The sequence below is a fragment of the Kitasatospora sp. NPDC091207 genome (assembly GCF_044768625.1).
In the GTDB taxonomy this organism is placed as follows: Bacteria; Actinomycetota; Actinomycetes; order Streptomycetales; family Streptomycetaceae; genus Kitasatospora.
In genome coordinates, this window is the sequence record NZ_JBIVVS010000037.1 from 1 (window position 1) to 20,288 (window position 20,288).

The window sequence follows — 20,288 nt, forward strand, 5'->3', positions numbered from 1 at the left end:
CGTCGTCCTGGACTCCGGCAGCCACGACCTGGTCGCCGTCATGCGCCGCGGCGAGTGGATCACCGGCGGCGACACCTTCCCGACGGTCCGGCCCGACTGACGGACCGGCCCCGCCGACCGACGACGACGGCCGCCCGCTCCCCTCGGGGAACGGGCGGCCGTCTCACGTCCGCGGGCCGGACCGGTCAGCCGCCGTACGGCTCGACGGTCACCTGGTCGATCAGCACCGCGCCACCGGTCGGGTTGGTGATGGCGACGGTGTTCGAGCCCGCCTGGAGCTGCGGAAGTATGAACGTGGTGTACCAGGAGGACGTCGCGTCCTTGCCGGGCGAGTAGTTCTTGAACGAGAGCCCGCTCGGCCAGTCCTTGCCGTTGACCGCGGCCGAGGCCTTCACGTCGCCCGCCGCGTTGTTGAAGTGCACGGACAGCTTGTACGTGCCGGCCGTGGCGATGTCGCCGGTCCAGCTCACCGTGGAACCCGGCTGAAGGGTCAGGTAGCTGCCGTCCGCCGACTTGGCGCCCTTGACGGTGTTGCCGGACGGGGCGTTCTGGCCCTGCAGCTGGCTCGCGTCGACGGTGGAGGGACCGGCCGGGGTACCGGTGGCGGCGCCGGGTGACGCCGTGCCGGAGGCCGACGGCGTGCCGCCGGTGGCACTCGGGACCGGCGGCGCCACGGTCTGGGTGCCGTTCTTGCCCTTCTTGTCGCCGCCCGGGTCACCGGTGGAGAGCGCTATGCCCGCGCCGATCGCGATGGCCGCGACCACCGCCACCGCGCCGATCACCGCGCCCTTGCTCCGCCCGCTGCCCGCCCGCTCCTCGCCCGGCTGCGGGCGGGAGCGCTCGGCGTACCGGGTCTGCTGGGTGGGCGCGGCGCCGTACTCCTGGTGCTGGGCGGGCTGCTGCTGGGCGGGCGCGGCGCCGTACTCGGCCTGCTGCGGCGGGTACGGCTGTCCCTGCGGATAGCCCTGCTGCGGCGGGTACTGCTGCGGCGGGCGCTGCTGCCCGTACTGCGCGCGGCCGACCTCCATCGGGCGGTTGTACGACGTACGCGGCACGCCCTGCTGCGGCTCGGCCGGCTGCGCGGCGCCGCCGCCGGCCGGACGGTAGAGGTAGCCGAAGGGATCGTCGTCCTGGGGGGCACCGCCCTCCGGGCTCTCGGGCACTCCGTTGCTGCCGGCGGTCGTCACGGTGGTCAACTCCCCGTCGCGGTGGCGCCGCCGGGCTGCCGTGCCGTCGGCGCACATGGTGGTCGCACGTACCCGGGAACCCTACCTGCCGCAGCCGACCCGCCGAAAAGACCCCTTGACAACCCACGGGTAGCTTTCACCCCGCCGTCACCCGCCGCCGCGGCCCGGACGAGCGCCGCCCACGCCACCACGGCACCGCGCCACCACGCCACCACGCCACCGGACAGGCTCCCGCGGCGGGCGCCGGACAGGGCGGGGCGGACAGGGCCTAACCCGCCCGGCGGTGCGAGCGCTCGCCCCGGGCGCCGCGCACCGCGCCGCCCCGGGCCCGCTTCTCGTCGTACATCCGCTCGTCGGCGGTGTGCAGCACCTCCTCGGTGCTCATCCCGCAGCCGGCCCAGCCGACCCCCAGGCTGACGCCGACCCGCATGCCCCGGCCGTCGATCCGCATCGGCGGGATGATCGCGTTGCGCAGCCGGTGGGCGAGGTCCTTGGCCTCCTCGCGGCCGATGCCGTCCGCGAGCACCACGAACTCGTCGCCGCCGAGCCGGGCCACCGTGTCGCCGTCCCGGACCGCCTGGCTCAGCCGGCGGGCGACCTCGACCAGCACGGCGTCGCCCGCGTTGTGGCCGAACCGGTCGTTGATCGACTTGAAGCCGTCGAGGTCGCAGAAGAGCACCGCGAGCCCCTTGTCCGGCGCGGCCGCGCCGCCCGAGCGGAACGGGCCCGACCAGACGTCGCCGCCCGGACCGTGGTCGGCCGGGACCACCGCGTGCACGTGCTCGCCGAAGCCGGCCGGCCCCGGGTAGCCCTCGGACACCCCGTAGCCGTGGGCCGCGCCGGTCCGCGGGTCCGCCCCGTCCAGGCCCTCGTACGCGGTGTGCGCGCTGTAGGAGTCGACGACGTAGCCGCTGTACGGCTGCGGGTACGCACCCTCGCCGGGCCCGGCCGGGTGCCCGGCGACGGCCCCGACCGTCAGCGGTTCGCTGCAGAGCCGCCGGCCCAGCCGGGCCTTCAGCTCGGCGCCGTTCGGCAGGCCGGTGAGCGCGTCGTGGCTGGCCCGGTGCGCGAGCTGGAGCTCGTGCCGCTTGCGGTCCTCGATGTCCTCGACGTGGGTGAGCAGGAAACTCGGCCCCTCCGCCGCGTCCGCGACGATCGAGTTGCGCAGACAGACCCACTGGTAACCGCCGTCCCGCCGGGACAGCCGCAGTTCCGCCCGGCCGCTCTCGGCGCTGGTGCGCTCCAGCAGGGCCCGGTCGTCGGGATGGACGAGGTCGGCGAAGCTCTGCTGGCGCAGCACCGCGCGGGGGCGGCCGAGCAACCGACAGAGCGCGTCGTTGACCCTGGTCAGCTGGCCGCGCCCGGCGCCGTGGAGCTCGGTGATGGCCATCCCGCTGGGCGCGTACTCGAAGGCCTGGCGGAAGCTCTCCTCACTGGCCCGCAGCGCCTGCTGCTCCTTCTCCAGGCGGGCCAGCGCGCGCTGCATCTCGGCCCGCAGCCGGGCGTTGCCGATCGCGATGGAGGCCTGCAGCGAGAACATCTCCAGCGCCTCACGGGTCCAGGCCCCGGGGCGCTTGCCACTGCGCGGGCGGTCCACCGAGAGCACGCCGAGCAGGTCGCCGCCGGCGCTGTACATCGGGGCGAGCAGACCGTCGGCGGGGTGCCAGTCGTTGGCGTAGACGGGCATCGGGCCGTCGCCGATCCAGCGCGGAATGTCGCTGGCCACGGCCCAGCCGCGGTCGTAGGGCAGGAAGCGCAGGGTGCCCCAGTGGTCGCTGACGCCGAGCAGCCGGTCCCAGGACTCGCGCGAGCCGACCTGCCCGAGCAGCACGGAGGGGCCGCCCATGGCGCTCTCCTCCAGCTCCCAGACGGCCGCCACCACGAGGTCGCCGTCCGGGCGCACCAGGCTGACCGCCGCGGCGTCGAAGCCGAGCCCGTGCACCGCGCCCTCGACGACAGCCTGCAGCGTGCCCGCCAGGCTGCGGGCAGCGTTGAGGTCCGCCACGACCCGGTGCAAGGTGCGGAGGGTCGCGAGACGGACGTAAGGCTCCGACTCGGCTTCCATGCGGGGGCTCCCCGGCTGCTTCGGATAGTTCTTGAATGGTTATCGTCCGATTGCCAGAAGAACTGAATCACAGGGAGCACAGCGTTCGGCACGCTCGGTCAGCAATAGGCCACCACTTGTGACTTAAATCACACGACACTTATGCGCCCTTAATCAGCTCATCCGCCCCATAACGGGACATAAGGCTTTATAGGAACGTTTCTGGTGGTCGGCCGCATTGGCCGCGCACTGAAGCCGTCTGCCGCCCGGCAGGCCCTCTGCTTCACTCCTGGGGGTGAGTCCGGCCGCAGGACCGTGACCAGTGCGTCGCTGGTCCTACGACCACGGTCCGATGCCGTTTCGCCCGGCCGCCGACTACCGTGCGGTACGTGTACTCGGCTCCGCAGCCCGAAGCTGCCTCCCAAGCGACGCCCGACGAGTTCCGGGCGGCACTCTCCCAGCTCGCCTCCGGCGTGAGCCTGGTGACCGTCCACGACCCGGAGGACGGCGAGGACGTCGGCATGACCGCCACGTCCTTCCTCTCCGTCTCGCTGGAACCGCCGCTGGTGCTGATCTCGGTCCGCGAGGACTCCCGGATGGACGAAGTGCTCGCCCGCGCCGACACCTGGGCGGTCTCGTTGCTCGCCGAGGAGCAGAAGGCGCTCGGCTCGCGGTTCGCCATGAAGGGCCGGCTCAGCGACCGGCTGCTGTTCGCCGAAGCCCCGCACCGGCGGGGCCGGTACAGCGGCGCGCCGCTGGTCGACGGCGCGCTCGCCACCGTGGAGTGCCGCACCGAACAGCGGATAGCCGCCGGCGACCACACCCTGCTGCTCGGCCGCGTCCTGGAGGCCGCGGTGCCGAACGCCGGCGGCCGCCCCCTGCTCTACTTCCGCGGCGGCTACCGGCAGCTGGGCTGACCCCGGCCGCCCGGCTACTCACCCTTCGGCGAGCGCCGGCCCTGCTTCAGCTCGGCCCGGTGCCGCTTGTTGGTCAGCCGCCGCTCGACCATGCCCCGGCTGGGCTTCGTCGCCCGGCGGGCCTTCGGCGGCGGCGCGGTGGCCTCGCCCAGCAGCGACGCCAGCCGGGCCGCGGCGACCTCGCGGTTGCGCCACTGCGAGCGGTGCTCGGAGGCGCGCACCACGAGCACCCGGCCGTCCACCAGCCGCCCGGCCAGCCGCTCCAGGGCGCGCTGCTTCCAGACGTCGGGCAGCGCGGAGGAGGCCGCCAGGTCGAAGCGCAGCTCGACCTGGGTGTCGGAGGTGTTGACGTGCTGGCCACCGGGGCCGGAGGAACGGGAGAAGCGCCAGACGAGCTCGGCGTCGGGGACGACCACCGATCCCCGGACGCGAATGGGCTCGGGCATGCGCCCATCATCCCGCGCCCGGGACCGCCGGTCACGCGGTTATCCGGTCACCCGGTTATCCGCCGGCGCCCGCAGCCCCGACAATGGCGTACGTGATCGAGCTCGGCTACTCCCTCTCCAACCGCTTCCCCGACCCCCCGCAGACCGACTACCGCGGTGCCTCCGTGCACGCCCTGCGGTACGACCTCTTCTGCGGCGACGTCTACCTGGACGCCGACGGCACGGAACTCTCCACCGCCTGGGGCTGGGTACCGGTGCTGGACTTCGCCTGGGCGCTGTGCGACACCGTCGAGGAGCTGGACCGCGACCCGGACGGCAGCCGGGCCGCCCGGGTGCAGAGCCGCGACCTCGACTTCACCCAGAACACCGAGCTGCTGCGATTCGCCCGCCGGTTCAACTGGGTCGAGGTGACCGCCACCTGGCTGCCGGACGAGGCGCCCGCGGTGATCCGGCACAGCGACCTGCGCCGCGAGGCCCGGGACTTCCTCCAGGACACGCTGGCCGATCTCTTCGACATGCATCCCGACCTGGCCGACAATCCGAACATCTGGTCACTTCAGGGCCGGTTCCGCCGCATCTGAGTGCGCCGTGACCCGGCCGTTCACCAACCCGTCATTCGCCCCGGAGAATGTCTGCCGCGAAGCGTGGAACCAACTCCGCGCCCTCCCGCGTTATCCCGGGCAAAAGCAACGAAGGGACAGCAAACACCATGCCAGTGAGCCTCTCCAAGGGTGGCAACGTCTCGCTGACCAAGGAGGCCCCCGGCCTGTCCGCGGTCACCGTCGGCCTCGGCTGGGACGTCCGGACCACGACCGGTGCCGAGTTCGACCTCGACGCCAGCGCGATCGTGCTGAACGCTGACGGCAAGGTGCTGTCCAACAGCCACTTCGTCTTCTTCAACAACACCAGCACCCCGGACAGCACGGTCGTCCACACCGGTGACAACCGCACCGGCGAGGGCGCCGGCGACGACGAGGCGATCAACGTCAACCTCGCCGGCCTGCCGGCCGAGGCCGTCAAGATCACCTTCCCGGTCTCGATCTACGACGCGGTCGCCCGCTCGCAGAACTTCGGCCAGGTCCGCAACGCCTACATCCGCGTGATCAACGCGGCCGGCGGTGCCGAGATCGCCCGCTACGACCTCTCCGAGGACGCCGCCACCGAGACCGCCATGATCTTCGGCGAGCTCTACCGCAACGGCGCCGAGTGGAAGTTCCGCGCCGTCGGCCAGGGCTACGCCTCCGGCCTCGCGGGCATCGCCCAGGACTTCGGCGTCCAGCTCTGACGCCACGCTGAAGCGCCCGGCCCCCACCCGGAGGCCGGGCGCTTCGCCGTTCCCGCCCCTCCCCCGCCCTCGAACGCCTCGGCGCGCGCCCCCGGTCGGGGACGCGCGCCGAGGGCGACAGCGGGGGCGACGCGGGACGCCGCGGGGCGGGTTCAGCGCGAGGCGCGCAGCTCCGGGAGCTGGAGCAGCTCGGTCTCGTCGTCCGGGGTCAGGTCCACCACGGCCGGCCCGGCCCCGGCGGGCTCGCCCGCGGGCTGCCCGGCCCCGGCCTGCTCGACCTCGGGCTCCAGGTCGACCGGCACGACCGGCGACGGCGCCCGGTCCTGGACGGCGGCCACCGGTGCGGCCTTGGCCTCGGCCACCGCCTCGTCGCCCACCACGTCCGCCAGATCCGCCCGCTCGCCCAGCTCCGCGACACTGCCCACGGCCGGGGCCGGGGCCACCGGCCGGCCGGCGGCCCCCGAACGGCCGAAGAAGCTGAAGCCCTGCCCCCGGCCCTGCTGAGGACGCGGACGCTGCCGCTCGGCCGCCGCCGCGGGCGTGCTGGCCACCCCGCCCGACTGCCCGCCCAGCTGCCCGACCGTCGCCGTCAGCGCCGGCCTCGGCGCGGCCGCCGGAGCGACCACCGCGGGCCTGGACACCGCCGGCGTGGACGCCGCGGGCGTGGGCACCGCGGGTGCCACCGGGGCCGGCACCGGACGGGCGGCCGCCACCGGAGCGGGGGCGGACACCGTCACGGGCGCGGTACGGGCCCGCAGCGCGACCTCCGCACCCGCCGCGCGCTCGCGCTGCGCCTGCCGGGCCGCCGCCTGCCGCTCCAGCTGCCGCAGCACGGCCGCGGCCCGGACGAACGCCGCCGGGCTGGCCGGGTACTTAGGACGGGCGGCCGCGAGCGCCCGCTGGGTCGCCTCGGCCTCCTTCAGCGCCTGCTCGGCGACCGCCACGGCCCGCTCGCGCAGCAACCGGGCGATCTCCGTCTCGGCCTTGGCCAGCCGCGACTTCTCGGCCGTCAGCCGCCGCCCGAAACGGGTGGCCCGCTCCTCGGCGACCTCCGCCGCGTACTCGGCCTCGGCGAGCTGCTCCTCGAAGCGCTCCTCGGCCCGCAAGCGCTGCGCGACGGACACCTCGGCGGCCGCCCGGGCGGCCCGGTCGCGCTGGCGCAGCAGCACGGCGATCCCGAGCGCGGCCAGCACAGCGGCGACACCCACCGAGCGGACCAGCACGGTGTCCTGACTGAAGACCAGCGCGGCCACGGCGGCGACGATGAGCACGCCGGCGGCGGTGGGGGGAAAGACCCGGCCGAGGACGGAGGAATGACGGTGGCGTCCGCGAGACATGCCAAGAAACTAGCGTGCGAATTGGGGCCGTGTCAGCCCAGGGTCCGCTTTGACCCTTGACACTGCGCAAGCTTTACCGCACGTGCCCGGGCCTTCACTCAAGATCACCGAGGAATTCCCTCAGCGGTGCGAGGTCGCCGGTCCGCTCGGGTCGTCGTGATCCTCCGGCAGCTTGCACACGTGCTGCAGCCAGAGCGCCGCCGCGATCACCGCGGCGCCGGCCAGCACCGAGAGGCCGGCCGTGAGGGCCTGGTCCTGGCGCGCCTGCACGTCCAGCTCGCCGAGCAGGTAGATGCCCGCGCCCGCGTAGACGCCGGTCACCACCGAGGAGACCAGCGCGCTCGCCTGCGCCAGCACCACCGCCCGGGCCGCCCCGAGCGGGTCGACCCCCTTCGCCCCGGGCTGCCGCTCGCGCGCCGCCTTCAGCCGGGACCGCAGCGAGATCGCCGTGGCGAGCAGGATCACCGCCACCGCGGCCAGCACCACCGGAGCCGCGCCCGGCACCGCGGGCAGGGTGTCCAGGGAGGCCCACAGCTTGGCACCGGCCCAGGACAGTGCCGTGGTCGCGGCGGTGATGCCGACCAGCAGACGGAGGCGAAGCAGCTTCACTCGGACGTGGTCCTTCCCGGGGTTGCGGAGTCGGGCGGCCGCCCCCGGCCCGGCCCCGCTCCCCGGCCCGACGGCTGGGGGACGGCCCCGGCCCGGTGACGGGCGGGAAGGACGGTACGACGGCGCCAGGCCACCGTACCGGGCCCGGCCCGGCGGGCACCCACGCGGACGGCGGACACCTACTCGGACGGCCGGGGCCCCCTCGCGAGTTCCCCGGCCGCGCCGGTGCGGCCTACTCCGGCAGGGTCAGCCCGATGTCCTCGCGCCGCCGGACACCCTGCGCGTCGGCGCCGCCGAGCGCCTGGAGCAGCACGGCGACCTGCCCGTGGCCGGGCACCTCGGCCTCCGGCTGGGCGTCCAGCCACGGCGCCAGCACGAAGGCCCGCTCGTGCGAGCGGGGGTGCGGCAGCAGCAGCTGCGGGTCGTCACTGGTGACGCCCTCGTAGGCGAGGATGTCGACGTCCAGCGTCCGCGGGCCCCAGCGGACGGTGCGGACCCGACCGAAGGCGTCCTCGATCGCGTTGCCGCGCTCCAGCAGGTCGCGCGGGGGCAGGCTGGTGCGCAGCACGACCACGGCGTTGTAGTAGTTGGGCTGCTCGTCGGGGCCGCCGAGGGCCTCCGTCTCGTACACGCCGGAGACGGCCTTGATCTTGAGCCCGGGGGTGTCGGCGAGCGCGTCCACGGCACCCTGGAGGGTGTCCAGGCGGTTGCCCAGGTTGGATCCGAGGGCGACCACGGCGCAGCGCTGGCTGTGCAGCGTGGCGTCGGCCGAGTCCACCCGGCTCTCCAGGTCGAAGGTGGTCGGCGAGGCGGTCGGGTCGCTGGTGCTCATCGGACTTCCCCTACAGCTGGAATGGGCTCTGCGGCTGGCACGGGGTGCGCGGTGCGGGTCATGCGCGGCCCCGGTGGATGGTGATGGTCACGTCGTCGAACGGCACCGTGATCGGGGCGTCCGGCTTGTGCACGGTGACCTCGACCTCCTCGACCGCGTCGTGCTTCAGGCACTGGTCGGCGATGCGCTGGGCCAGGGTCTCGATCAGGTCGACCGGCTCGCCGGCGATGATCGCGGTGACCTCCTCGGCCACGATGCCGTAGTGCGCCGTGCGGGTGAGGTCGTCGCCGGACGCGGCGGGGCGGGTGTCCAGGTGGAGCACGAGGTCCACCACGAAGGTCTGGCCCTCGACGCGCTCGCGCTCGAAGACGCCGTGGTGGCCCCGGGCACGCAGGCCCCGCAGGGTGACGCGGTCCAGCAAACGAATCACTGCTCCCAGTCTGACGGGCCCTGCTCCGGAAAAGCGGCGGGTGGGCAGGGCGAAGGCGGGCATCACGCCCGCCACTCCGTTTCGAATCTACCCGCGAGCGCGGACAACGCCTGACCGTCCTACCCGGCACGAACCGACGCCACGCGCGCCGGAACGGCGATTGACGTGAACGTTCGGTGACCGTTCGGGAATTCCCGGGCCGCCTCCGGGGGGCCTTTTTCCGACGCCCCCGGGATCAGTCCTCGTCCTCGTCGTCCCCGCTGGTCAGGACGGGTGAACCGTGGTGGGACCAGAGCTTCCAGCCCGCCGGGGTGCGGCGGAAGAGATTGGTCGAGACGACCTTTCCGCCGACCAGCGGGCCGAGTTCGCCCTCCTCCTCCGCCTCGCCACCGGAAAGGATGTTCTCGGTGCACGTGACAAGGGCCACATCGCCCTGCACCTCGGCCTCGACGTCGGTCAGGATGAACTGGATGTACTCCGTGTTCGCCATGATCAACATGTACGAGCGGGTCACCTGGGCCCGCCCGCGCAGCACCGGCCAGCCGGGGTGCACGCACACCACGCCGCCCTTGTCGTCGGCCTCGTCGGCCCCCAGCCAGGCCTCCTCGACGGCCTCCAGATCGCCGTTCTCCAGCGCCTCGTACAGCGCCCGGTTGGCCGCCAGCGCGGCCTCCCGGTCCGCTTCACGGGCCCGCTGACCCGCGGTCTCGCCGCTCACCCTGCCGTCACCTGTCACAGACCCTCCCGTTTCACCAGCCCACCCGGCCCGACGACGGGCCGGAGGAGTCCTGCCGGGCCGCGCGCTGCCAGGCCGCGACCACCCGGACGGCATCCGCCGTACCGGACACGTCGTGCACCCGCACCGCCCAGGCCCCCGCCCCGGCCGACAGCACCGACACCGCGGCGGTCGCGTCGTCGCGCTCCCGGGCCGGGCGCAGTTCCCCGGTTTCCGGGTCGGCGAGCAGCGTACCCAGGAACCGCTTCCGCGATGCGGCGACGAGGACGGGACGGCCGAGCGCGGTGAGCGCGGGGAGCCCGCCGAGCAGCGCCCAGTTGTGCTCGGCGGTCTTGGCGAAGCCCAGGCCCGGGTCCAGGATCAGTTGCTCCTCCTTGACGCCGGCGGCCAGCAGCGCGTCCACCCGGGCGGTGAGCTCGCCGACCACGTCGGCCACCACGTCGCCGTAGACGGCCAGGCTGTCCATGTCGGCGGACTGCCCGCGCCAGTGCATCACCACGAAGGGCACCCCGGTCTCGGCCACCACCCGGGCCATCGCCGGGTCGGCCAGACCGCCGGAGACGTCGTTGATCAACCGGGCGCCGGCCGCGACGGCCTGCTCGGCGACGGAGGCGCGCATGGTGTCCACCGAGACGACCACCCCGGATTCGGCGAGCTCGCGCACCACCGGCAGCACCCGGCCCAGTTCCTCCGCCTCGGGCACCCGCTGCGAGCCGGGGCGGGTGGACTCGCCCCCGACGTCCACCAGGTCGGCGCCGCGGGCCCGCAGCGCCAGGCCGTGGGCGATGGCCCGGGCGGGGTCGTGCCACATCCCGCCGTCCGAGAAGGAATCGGGGGTCACGTTGACCACGCCCATCACGGAGCAGCGGTCGAGCCGCGGCAGTCCGGCCGGCAGCGAGAAGGACAGCGAAGTGCTCATAACCCCATTATCTGTTCAAGCCCCGGTCCGCCCGGTGACGACCGGACCCCCGCCGGAGTGTCCGACGGGGGTCCGGTGCCGGGCGCGGGCGCGGCTCAGGCGGCCTCGGTGACCTCCGGACGGGCCGGCGACGGCTGCAGGCCGTGGCGCTGCGGCTTGCGGCCGAAGCGCGGCATGCCGAGGGTGATGAAGGCCTCGGCCTGCATCGCGGCGAAGCCGATCCGGGGCAGGTCCCGGGTGTTCGGGAAGACCAGGAAGCGCGGCTCCCACTCGGGCTGGAACTTGGCGTTGAACTTGTACAGCGACTCGATCTGGAACCAGCGCGACAGGAAGACCAGCAGCCCGCGCCAGGCCCGCAGCACCGGCCCGGCGCCGATCCGCTCACCGCGGGCCAGGGCCGAGCGGAACATCGCGAAGTTGAGCGAGACCCGCCGCACGCCCATCGCCGGCACCGCCTGCAGCGCGGCCACGATCAACAGCTCGTTCAGGCCGGGGTCGGCGGCGCGGTCGCGGCGCATCAGCTCCAGCGAGATGCCGTCCGGCCCCCAGGGCACGAAGTGCAGCACCGCCTTCAGGTCGTCGCCGCTCTCGCCCTCCTCGGGCTCCTTGTGGGCGGTGACCACCACGCAGGCGTCGTCGCCCGGGTCGCCGAAGCGGCCGAGGGCCATCGAGAAGCCGCGCTCGGTGTCGGTGCCGCGCCAGCGGGCGGCGGCGTCGGCGATCCGGTGCCTCTCCTCCTCCGCGAGGTCGGCGACCCGGCGCACCTGGCAGGAGTACCCGTTGCGCTCGATCCGCTTGACCATCTGCCGGACGTTGCGCATCGCCCGGCCGGAGAGCGAGAACGTCGCGGTGTCGACGATCGCCTCGTCGCCCAGCTCCAGCGCGTCCAGCCCCGCCTCGCGGGTCCAGACCTCGCCGCCGACCTCGCTGCACCCCATCACGGCCGGCACCCAGGCGTGCTCGCGGGCCTCGGCCATGAAGACCTTGATCGCGCCCGGCCAGGCCTCGACGTCGCCGACCGGGTCGCCGGAGGCGAGCATCACGCCGGAGACCACCCGGTAGGAGATCGCCGCCTTGCCGGAGGGCGAGAACAGCACGCTCTTGTCCCGGCGCAGCGCGAAGTAGCCGAGCGAGTCGCGCTCGCCGTGCCGGTCGAGCAGCGCGCGGACCTTGACCTCGTCCTCGGCGGTCAGCTCCGGCTTGGGCTTCTCGGGGCGCAGGGCCAGGTAGGCGGTGGTGAAGGCGGTGATCAGGCCCAGGCCGCCGAGCAGGTAGGCGACCAGGTCGGAGACCCGGTCCGAGCTGTAGTCGAGCGGTCCTTCGAAGCCGAACAGCCCGTACCCGACATGCTCCAGGCGGTGGAACAGACCCGGGTGGCCCAGCTCGTACCCGGCCCGGGTCGAGACCACCAGCAGGCCGAGCGCCACGCTGATGGCGCCCATCACGGCCAGGTTGACCAGCGCCCGCCAGCGGGTGCGGGGGTCGGCCTTGGCGTAGAACTCGCGCCGGTGCACCAGCATCACCGCGAACAGCACCAGCGAGACGACCGCCGGGCCGATCTGGTGCCAGCGCAGGATGTGCAGCGCCGCGCCCACCGGCAGCAGCACGCAGACGGCCCGCCAGGCCCGCCGCTTGCGGCGGCGCAGGGCGTGGGCGAGCAGCACCAGCAGCAGGCCGACCATCAGCGTGCCCGCCGCGGCGAGGGTCGTGGTGCCGCCGGGCAGCTGCCCGGCGAACGTGTGCACCTTGGTGTGCCGGAGCTTGGGGAACACCGCACTGGCGATGTCCACCAGCCCGATCAGCAGACAGGCGTAACCGACCGCGCCCGGGAGCCAGGCCCGGGGAACGGCGGCCGCTTGGGTACGAAGCGTCTGCAGGCCGCGACGGCGGGGCGGCTGCTCGGGGCTCGGCTCAACGGACACGGGAACGCTCATGGAAGCTCAGCGTAGAGGCTGCGGAGCGCAGTCCTGTCACTCCGGGGGAGGAGTTGTGAGGGACCTTCATGCCTTTTCCTTCATCAGGCAATGCGCCCACCAAACATCCGGAAACGGAGGGTAAACCGGGTGGCCGGCAGGCGCTGCGATTGAGCCGAGGGGTGGGCGCCGGGGCCCCGCGCCGCGTGGCGCGCCGGACCCCCGCATACCCGGTACGTACGGTGGACGCCGCATTCCAGGGCGCCGGTTGCGTCGGATCGCCCCCGGACTCCGGCCTGCCCCGACGTCCGGACAGCCTAGCCGCGATGGCCCCGGCTGACGCACCGCCAGACGATGAAGCCTGCCCCGAGAGTTTCCCACCGGAAGGCCGACGGCATGGAACTGACCAGCGACGCGCTGGTGAACTCGCTGCTCGCGCTCGGCGCGGCAGCCCTGCTCACCACCCTCTGGCTCTGGCCCCGGCTGGCCCGGCAGCGCCCCCTCCCGGTGCTCGGCCGGGTCGCGCTGATGACGGTCACTCAGGTCTCGGTGCTCGCGGTGCTGGCCCTGTCGGTCAACAACTCGTTCGGGTTCTACACCTCCTGGGACGACCTGCTCAGCCCCGGCGGGACCAAGCTGGCGCTGGCCGGCAGCGAGAAGCACCACAGCGGCACCCCGGTCTCGGACGCCCTGGTCCAGCCGACCGAGGAGGGCGGCCTGGAGACCGTGACCGATCTGCCCAAGGGCCCGCCGGAGGAGGTCGGCAAGATCGAGTCGATCAGGGTCTCGGGCAAGGAGACCGGCCTGTCCGACCAGATGTTCGTGTACCTTCCGCCCGAGTACTTCGACCCGAAGCTCGCCTGGGTGCGCTTCCCCGTCCTGGTCACCATCGCCGGTTTCCCCGGCACCACCATGCACCTGGTCAAGGACCTGCCCGTACCGCAGACCGCCTGGGAGCTGCGCAAGGCCGGCAAGCTGGCCCCCACGATCATCGTGATGACCCGCCCGACCATCGCCCCGCCGCGCAACACCGAGTGCGTCGACGTCCCCGGTGGCCCGCGCGCCGAGTCCTGGTTCGCCAAGGACGTGCCCGAGGCGCTGCGCTCGGCGTACCGGGTCAGCCGCGCGCCCTCCTCCTGGGGCGTGCTCGGCTTCTCCACCGGCGGCAGCTGCGCGATGCGGCTCGCGATGCGCTACCCGGACGTCTACGGCAACGGCGCGGGCATGCACGGCGACTTCAAGGTGGCCGAGGACCAGTTCACCGGCGGCAACCTCTTCGGCGGCGACAAGGCCCTGGCCGACCAGAGCGACCTCGGCTGGCGGCTGCAGAACCTCCCCGCGCCGAACCTCTCGCTGCTGGTGATCAGCACCCGCAAGGAGACGGACTACCCGGACACGGTGAAGTTCGTCGAGCTCGCCCAACAGGTCGCGGCCGCCAATCCGCAGTTCAAGGTCGAGTCGCTCTACCTGGACGACGGCGGCCACAACTTCGACAGCTGGATCCGCGAGCTGCCGGCCGCCCTGGAGTGGATGAGCGCCCGGCTCACCGCGACCTGACGCCGGCCCCGCCCCCGGCCCGCCGGACGAGTGATTACCGGCCGGTCGGGCGGGTTCGCCACCACCCCGGGGAACGTATCGCGACCGCCCGGCCGAACGGCCGGGGCCGCCCCCGGATCCGTGCAGGAGGCCCCGTGCTCAGCACCCGATCGCTGTTCACCGAGATCTACCACAACGACGAGGCCTACCAGCTCTTCTGCAGCATCGCGGCCGGCGGCGAGGACCAGGGCGGCTGGGAGAACGAGCGGATCACCGCCCTCACCCGCGACCCGGTCCTGGCCCCCAAGATCGCCCGGCACGGTGCCGACGAACGCAAGCACGGCCGGATCTTCACCCAGCTGCTGAACAAGCGCGGCCTGCCCAAGGTGGACGTCCCCGCCGAGGCCGACTACTGCATGCTGCTGGAGCGCCAGGGCGTCGGCCTCTCGCACGAGCGGCTGAACAGCGCGGTGCCGCTGGCCGAGCGGGAGATCATCACCTACCTGGTGCACAGCCGGGTGACCGAGCAGCGCGCGGCCGAGCAGATGCGCCAGCTGGTCAGGGTGTACGGCGACAACCCGGACCTCGGCCGGGCGATGCGGATGATCTCCGCCGACGAGGACGACCACCTCGCGTACTGCCACGAGGAACTGCTCCGGCTGGTCGCCGAGGGCCACGGCCCGTACATCCGGCACACCCTGGAGACCAGCGCGCGCGGCGAGATCCGCACCCACCGGGACGTCGGTCTCGCCGTCACCACCCGGATGGCGCGGATCCTCGGCTGGTCGCGCTGGCAGCTGGCCGTGGTGACGGCCGGTGTCCACGCGCTCTACCTGTACGATCGCGCGTTCGGCTGGCGGCGGATGGTGACGCTGCGGATGCCCCGGCGTCGCAACGCCCTGGGCACCCCCGCACCGCCGCATGTGGAGCACGAGGTGCTCTGAGCCCCCCCGGGGGGGGCGCGGGCCGCTAGCGACCGATGATCAGGCTCATCGCCTCGGCCCGGGTCGCCGGGTCGCGCAGCTGGCCGCGCACGCAGGAGGTGATGGTCTTGGCCCCGGGCTTGCGGATGCCGCGCATCGACATGCACATGTGCTCGCACTCGACCACGACGATCGCCCCACGCGGTTCGAGGATCCGCATCAGCGCGTCCGCGACCTGGCTGGTGAGCCGCTCCTGCACCTGCGGGCGGCGGGCGTAGACGTCGACCAGCCGGGCCAGCTTGGAGAGCCCGGTGATCTTGCCGTTGACCGACGGGATGTAGCCGACGTGCGCGACGCCCCGGAACGGCACCAGGTGGTGCTCGCAGACCGAGGTCAGCTCGATGTCCTTGACCAGCACCATCTCGTCGTGACCGAGGTCGAACGTGGTGGTGAGGACGTCCTCCGGCTCCTGCCAGAGGCCGGCGAATATCTCCTTGTACGCCCTGGCCACCCGGGCCGGGGTCTCCAGCAGACCCTCGCGGTCCGGGTCCTCCCCCACGGCCAGCAGCAGCTCGCGGATGGCGTTCTCGGCCCGCTTCTGGTCGAAGGTGCCGACGGCGGGCGGACCGTCGAGCGTCACCGGGTCGATCATGCGGGCCTCGCTAACTAGGGGGACGACTTGGCTGAACAGCACGGATGCCGCGCCTCCAGGGTACAAACCCAGGAGGCGCGGCATCCATTCCGTCCGGTGCTCGGCCGGATCAGCCCTCGGCGGGCGGCTCCGCCGGCAGCTTCACCACGTCGACCGGCGCGGCCTCGACGGCGGCGGCGCCGTTGGTGAGCGCCAGCTCCTTCGGGGACTGCACCGGCGGCCGGGTCGACGGCGTCCGGCGGGACGAACCCGTCCAGGCCGGCCGCGCCGGGCGCTTGACGATGGTCGAGAAGATCTCGGCGATCTGCTCCTTGTTGAGGGTCTCCTTCTCCAGGAGCTCCAGGACCAGGTTGTCGAGCACGTCGCGGTTCTCGACCAGGATCTCCCAGGCCTCGTTGTGCGCGTTCTCGATGAGCTTCTTGACCTCTTCGTCGACCAGCCCGGCGACCTCTTCCGAGTAGTCGCGCTGGTGACCCATCTCGCGGCCCAGGAACGGCTCCGAGTTGTCCGAGCCGAACTTGATCGCACCCAGACGCTCGGTCATGCCGTACTGGGTGACCATGGCCCGCGCGGTGGCGGTGGCCTTCTCGATGTCGTTCGAGGCGCCGGTGGTCGGGTCGTGGAAGACCAGCTCCTCCGCCGCCCGGCCGCCCAGCATGTAGGCCAGCTGGTCGAGCATCTCGTTGCGGGTGGTGGAGTACTTGTCCTCGTCCGGAAGCACCATGGTGTAACCCAGGGCCCGGCCGCGGGACAGGATCGTGATCTTGTGCACCGGGTCGCTGTTGGGGCACGCCGCCGCCACCAGGGCGTGGCCGCCCTCGTGGTACGCGGTGATCTTCTTCTCCTTCTCGGACATGATCCGGGTCCGCTTCTGCGGTCCGGCCACGACGCGGTCGATAGCCTCGTCCAGCGTGAAGTTGTCGACCAGCTTCTTGTCCGAGCGGGCGGTCAGCAGAGCGGCCTCGTTGAGGACGTTCGCCAGGTCCGCACCGGTGAAGCCGGGGGTGCGCTTGGCGACGGCCGAGAGGTCGACGTCCGGCGCGACCGGCTTGCCCTTCTGGTGCACCTTGAGGATGTCCAGCCGGCCCTGGAGGTCGGGACGCTCGACCGCGATCTGGCGGTCGAAGCGGCCCGGGCGCAGCAGCGCCGGGTCCAGGATGTCGGGGCGGTTGGTGGCCGCGATCAGGATCACGCCGCCCTTGACGTCGAAGCCGTCCATCTCGACCAGCAGCTGGTTGAGGGTCTGCTCGCGCTCGTCGTGGCCGCCGCCGAGACCCGCACCGCGGTGCCGGCCGACGGCGTCGATCTCGTCGACGAAGACGATCGCCGGGGCGTTCGCCTTGGCCTGCTCGAAGAGGTCGCGGACCCGGCTGGCGCCGACACCGACGAACATCTCGACGAAGTCCGATCCGGAGATCGAGTAGAACGGCACCCCGGCCTCGCCCGCGACGGCACGCGCCAGCAGGGTCTTGCCGGTCCCGGGCGGGCCGTAGAGCAGCACACCCTTGGGGATCTTGGCGCCGACGGCCTGGAACTTGGCCGGCTCCTGCAGGAACTCCTTGATCTCGTGGAGCTCCTCCACCGCCTCGTCCGCACCGGCGACGTCCGAGAAGGTCGTCTTCGGGGTGTCCTTGGTGAGCAGCTTGGCCTTGGACTTGCCGAACTGCATGACGCGCGAGCCGCCGCCCTGCATCTGGTTCATCAGGAACAGGAAGACCAGCACGATGATCACGATGGGCAGCATCGACAGCAGGAGGCTGACGAAGGTGCTCTGCTTCTCCGGGCTGATGGTGTAGCCCTCGGACAGCGTGCTCTGGTCGTTGTCGTTGATCTGCGCCTGGAGCTTGTCGGCGATCCCGACACCCTGGTCGCCGATGTACGAGGCCTGGAACTTGCTGCCGGACGGGGTCTTGCCCGTGCCGGCGTTGGACAGCGTTGCGCCGTCCTTCAACTGGATCTTGATCGTGTTCGAGTCACCAGTGGTGATCTGCGCCGACTTGACCTGCTTGGCGTCGATCGCTGCGACGACCTGCCCGGTGTCCACCGTCTTGTAGCCGTTCGAGTCAGAAACGACCTGCATCAGCACGATGACGGCGAGGACGGCCAGCACGATCCACATGATCGGCGCACGGAAGTATCGCTTGACGTCCATCCATGCGGGGCGTTGCCGCCCCGTCCCTCCTGCCACTCGACGGCGCCGCGGGGCCTGGGCCGCCGGCGCATCCGGTCTCTGCTCATGTGAAGAGCGGTTTTATTGGACCGTACCGCAGTCCGACCCGCCGGTGGCGGGAGCACAGCGGTACGACGTACTTCTATTTCCACCGATGCAACGGGCGAGAACGGTCCACTGTTCCCGCCCCTAGCCCGAACGGGGCCCCGGAAGCCCTCTCAGCCGCCGTAGACGTGCGGCGCGAGGGTGCCGATGAAGGGGAGGTTGCGCAGCTTCTCCGCGTAGTCGAGGCCATAGCCGACCACGAACTCGTTGGGGATGTCGAACCCGACGTACTTGACGTCGATCTCGACCTTGGCCGCGTCGGGCTTGCGCAGCAGGGCGCAGACCTCCAGCGAGGCCGGGCCGCGCGAGCCCAGGTTGCCCAGCAGCCAGGACAGCGTCAGCCCGGAGTCGATGATGTCCTCGACGATCAGGACGTCACGACCGGCGATGTCGGTGTCGAGGTCCTTGAGGATCCGCACCACACCGGAGGACTTGGTGCCCATCCCGTACGAGGAGACGGCCATCCAGTCCATGGTCACCTGCGAGTGCAGGGTGCGGGCGAGGTCCGCCATGACCATCACGGCACCCTTGAGGACGCCGACGATCAGCAGGTCCTTGCCTGCGTAGTCCCGGTCGATGCGCTCGGCCAGCTCCAGGAGCTTGGCGTCGATCTCGTCCTTGCTGATGAGCACCTTCGCGAGGTCAGCGCCCATGTCGTTCTGGTCCACCGGGGATACGTCCTCAAACGTTCGGGGTCTGGATGGCCGGCGGCCCGGCGCCCCGGGAGCATGCCTGCCCGTCAGTCGCCCTGCCGCCGAAAGACCAGCGTGCCACACCTGCGGGTGGCTTCGACGCCCCCGGGTAGGTGCAGCGGCCCCTGGCCGCGCCAACCGGTGACCAGCAGATCGATCGTTTCGAGGTGGCGCGCGAAGAGGTCCCCGGCCGGACAGCCCGCCCGCAGCGCGGCCCTGCGCAGCACCCGGCGGCGCACCGCGGGCGGCAGCTCGGCCAGCTTCGCGATGTCCAGGGCCCCCTCGCCCGTACGGAGATCGCGCTCGGCGAGCGCGGCCCACTGGTCCAGCGCGTCGGCGTCGTCGCGGAACAGCCGGGCGGTCCGGGCCAGCGCCTCGACCACACCGCCGCCGAGATGCTTCTCCAGCACCGGCAGCACCTCGTGGCGGACCCGGGAGCGGGTGTAGGCGGGGTCACAGTTGTGCGGGTCGTCCCAGACCGGGATCGCCTGGGCGGAACAGGCCTGCCGGGTGGCGGCCCGGTCGAGCTCCAGCAGCGGGCGGCGGTAGCGGCCCTTGTGGGCCGGCATGCCGGCCAGCGAGCGGGCGCCGGAGCCGCGGGCCAGGCCCAGCAGCACCGTCTCCGCCTGGTCGTCGCGGGTGTGCCCGAGCAGGACGGCCACGGCGCCGTGGCGCTCGGCGGCCGCCTCCAGGGCGGCGTAGCGGGCGTCCCGGGCGGCGGCCTCGGGGCCGCCGGCGCGACCGACCCGGACCGGCACGGCCTCGACCGGGTCGAGCCCGAGCGAGCGGAGCCGCTCGGCGACCTGGGCCGCGCGGTCGGCGGAGCCGCTCTGGAGGCCGTGGTCGACGGTGACGGCACCGACCCGCAGACCCAGCTTGGGGGCCTCGAAGGCGGCCGCGATGGCCAGCGCCATCGAATCGGCGCCACCGCTGACGGCGACCAGGACCAGCGGCGACCCGGGCGCGGCCGGGGTGCGCGGCAGCCCGGACGGGTGACGGTGCGCGTTGCCGATCAGCGTGGTCCCGACCGCGGCGCCGACCAGCGGCGCCCCGCTCGGGCGCTCGCGGGGCTCGCGCCCGGGGGCGGTGAAGGTGGTACCGGCCTCGGCGGCGAGGTCGGTGAGCGTGCGGCGTACGGCCAGGCGTATCGCGGCGACAGCGGGGTGTGGGCCCACGACGGACGACTCCTTGACGGAGGGGACAGGACGGCGGTGGGCGCGGCGGGGACCGCGCGATTGTGAGCACCGTGTTACCGGGCGCTCACAGATGGTGGCAGAAAGGAGGCACCCACTACGCCACCCGCGCCACCGGTACGACCACCGTCCCACGTACGGGTGAATGGAAAAACGTATCTTCACCCGCCATTTGCACGATTGGACCACTCGTACGAACGGCTTTGACCGCTGCCGACCGCCTTGCCGGACCGGGGCACCCGCCGGCCCCCGGCACCGGGCCGGAGCGGCACCCCGGAACCCGCCCCGAGGCGAAGGCGAGCGGGCGTACGGGAACCCGCCCCGAGCCGAAGGGCCGCGCCGGTGCCGAAAGGGTGGGCCCC

19 protein-coding genes are annotated in these 20,288 nt (G+C 72.8%); 5 read left to right on the plus strand and 14 right to left on the minus strand.

Annotated elements, in window-relative coordinates:
* Positions 1 to 185 precede the first annotated feature (185 nt).
* Both ACIQTO_RS35285 and ACIQTO_RS35290 read right to left on the minus strand, forming a co-directional pair.
* Positions 186 to 1,187, minus strand: coding sequence for a hypothetical protein (locus ACIQTO_RS35285; protein ID WP_402397050.1), 1,002 nt, complete (start codon positions 1,185 to 1,187; stop codon positions 186 to 188).
* 268 nt (positions 1,188 to 1,455) lie between these two features.
* Positions 1,456 to 3,252, minus strand: coding sequence for a diguanylate cyclase domain-containing protein (locus ACIQTO_RS35290; RefSeq protein ID WP_402397053.1), 1,797 nt, complete (start codon positions 3,250 to 3,252; stop codon positions 1,456 to 1,458).
* Between the two features lie 368 nt (positions 3,253 to 3,620).
* Here ACIQTO_RS35290 and ACIQTO_RS35295 point away from each other — a divergent pair, with 368 nt between their 5' ends.
* Positions 3,621 to 4,148 carry a flavin reductase family protein gene (locus ACIQTO_RS35295; protein ID WP_402397056.1) on the plus strand — a complete coding sequence of 176 codons (528 nt, stop codon included), beginning with the start codon at positions 3,621 to 3,623 and terminating at the stop codon, positions 4,146 to 4,148.
* Positions 4,149 to 4,162: 14 nt separating this feature from the next.
* Here the strand turns inward: ACIQTO_RS35295 and arfB are convergent, their stop codons facing one another.
* Positions 4,163 to 4,594, minus strand: a complete 432-nt coding sequence (arfB, locus tag ACIQTO_RS35300; RefSeq protein WP_402397059.1) for an alternative ribosome rescue aminoacyl-tRNA hydrolase ArfB — start codon at positions 4,592 to 4,594, stop codon at positions 4,163 to 4,165.
* Between the two features lie 92 nt (positions 4,595 to 4,686).
* On the opposite strand from arfB, the gene ACIQTO_RS35305 reads away from it, so the two are divergent.
* Both ACIQTO_RS35305 and ACIQTO_RS35310 read left to right on the plus strand, forming a co-directional pair.
* A complete protein-coding gene (locus ACIQTO_RS35305; RefSeq protein WP_402397062.1) occupies positions 4,687 to 5,175 on the plus strand; it encodes a hypothetical protein in 489 nt (162 codons plus the stop codon).
* Positions 5,176 to 5,303: 128 nt separating this feature from the next.
* Positions 5,304 to 5,879: a TerD family protein gene (locus ACIQTO_RS35310; protein WP_329489133.1), complete on the plus strand. Its 576-nt coding sequence runs from the start codon at positions 5,304 to 5,306 to the stop codon at positions 5,877 to 5,879.
* A 152-nt stretch (positions 5,880 to 6,031) separates the two neighbouring features.
* Here the strand turns inward: ACIQTO_RS35310 and ACIQTO_RS35315 are convergent, their stop codons facing one another.
* The 7 genes from ACIQTO_RS35315 to ACIQTO_RS35345 form a co-directional block, all read right to left on the minus strand.
* The gene (locus ACIQTO_RS35315) at positions 6,032 to 7,216 is read right to left on the minus strand and encodes a hypothetical protein (protein ID WP_402397065.1); all 1,185 of its coding nucleotides are present in this window, start codon (positions 7,214 to 7,216) and stop codon (positions 6,032 to 6,034) included.
* A gap of 120 nt (positions 7,217 to 7,336) precedes the next feature.
* Positions 7,337 to 7,825: a DUF3180 domain-containing protein gene (locus ACIQTO_RS35320; protein WP_402397068.1), complete on the minus strand. Its 489-nt coding sequence runs from the start codon at positions 7,823 to 7,825 to the stop codon at positions 7,337 to 7,339.
* Positions 7,826 to 8,057: 232 nt separating this feature from the next.
* Complete coding sequence (folK, locus tag ACIQTO_RS35325) at positions 8,058 to 8,657, minus strand: 2-amino-4-hydroxy-6-hydroxymethyldihydropteridine diphosphokinase (protein ID WP_402397071.1); 600 nt, start codon at positions 8,655 to 8,657, stop codon at positions 8,058 to 8,060.
* Positions 8,658 to 8,715: 58 nt separating this feature from the next.
* On the minus strand, positions 8,716 to 9,075 hold the full coding sequence (folB, locus tag ACIQTO_RS35330; RefSeq protein WP_380575953.1) for a dihydroneopterin aldolase: 360 nt from the start codon (positions 9,073 to 9,075) through the stop codon (positions 8,716 to 8,718).
* A 247-nt stretch (positions 9,076 to 9,322) separates the two neighbouring features.
* Positions 9,323 to 9,805 (minus strand): nuclear transport factor 2 family protein, encoded by a 483-nt coding sequence (locus ACIQTO_RS35335; RefSeq protein ID WP_402397074.1) that lies wholly within the window; start codon positions 9,803 to 9,805, stop codon positions 9,323 to 9,325.
* 31 nt (positions 9,806 to 9,836) lie between these two features.
* On the minus strand, positions 9,837 to 10,742 hold the full coding sequence (folP, locus tag ACIQTO_RS35340) for a dihydropteroate synthase (protein ID WP_402397077.1): 906 nt from the start codon (positions 10,740 to 10,742) through the stop codon (positions 9,837 to 9,839).
* Positions 10,743 to 10,837: 95 nt separating this feature from the next.
* Positions 10,838 to 12,676: a phosphatidylglycerol lysyltransferase domain-containing protein gene (locus ACIQTO_RS35345; protein ID WP_402397080.1), complete on the minus strand. Its 1,839-nt coding sequence runs from the start codon at positions 12,674 to 12,676 to the stop codon at positions 10,838 to 10,840.
* 375 nt (positions 12,677 to 13,051) lie between these two features.
* Here ACIQTO_RS35345 and ACIQTO_RS35350 point away from each other — a divergent pair, with 375 nt between their 5' ends.
* Together ACIQTO_RS35350 and ACIQTO_RS35355 are read left to right on the plus strand one after the other, a co-directional pair.
* A complete protein-coding gene (locus ACIQTO_RS35350; protein WP_402397083.1) occupies positions 13,052 to 14,212 on the plus strand; it encodes an alpha/beta hydrolase in 1,161 nt (386 codons plus the stop codon).
* Positions 14,213 to 14,346: 134 nt separating this feature from the next.
* A complete protein-coding gene (locus tag ACIQTO_RS35355; protein WP_402397086.1) occupies positions 14,347 to 15,135 on the plus strand; it encodes a ferritin-like domain-containing protein in 789 nt (262 codons plus the stop codon).
* 25 nt (positions 15,136 to 15,160) lie between these two features.
* On the opposite strand, the gene folE is transcribed toward ACIQTO_RS35355, so the two are convergent.
* The 4 genes from folE to tilS form a co-directional block, all read right to left on the minus strand.
* Positions 15,161 to 15,766: a GTP cyclohydrolase I FolE gene (gene folE, locus ACIQTO_RS35360; protein ID WP_402397088.1), complete on the minus strand. Its 606-nt coding sequence runs from the start codon at positions 15,764 to 15,766 to the stop codon at positions 15,161 to 15,163.
* A gap of 109 nt (positions 15,767 to 15,875) precedes the next feature.
* Positions 15,876 to 17,918, minus strand: a complete 2,043-nt coding sequence (gene ftsH, locus ACIQTO_RS35365; RefSeq protein WP_402397091.1) for an ATP-dependent zinc metalloprotease FtsH — start codon at positions 17,916 to 17,918, stop codon at positions 15,876 to 15,878.
* 236 nt (positions 17,919 to 18,154) lie between these two features.
* Positions 18,155 to 18,709, minus strand: a complete 555-nt coding sequence (gene hpt, locus ACIQTO_RS35370) for a hypoxanthine phosphoribosyltransferase (protein ID WP_049654051.1) — start codon at positions 18,707 to 18,709, stop codon at positions 18,155 to 18,157.
* A 71-nt stretch (positions 18,710 to 18,780) separates the two neighbouring features.
* On the minus strand, positions 18,781 to 19,908 hold the full coding sequence (gene tilS / locus ACIQTO_RS35375; protein ID WP_402397095.1) for a tRNA lysidine(34) synthetase TilS: 1,128 nt from the start codon (positions 19,906 to 19,908) through the stop codon (positions 18,781 to 18,783).
* Positions 19,909 to 20,288: the final 380 nt, after the last annotated feature.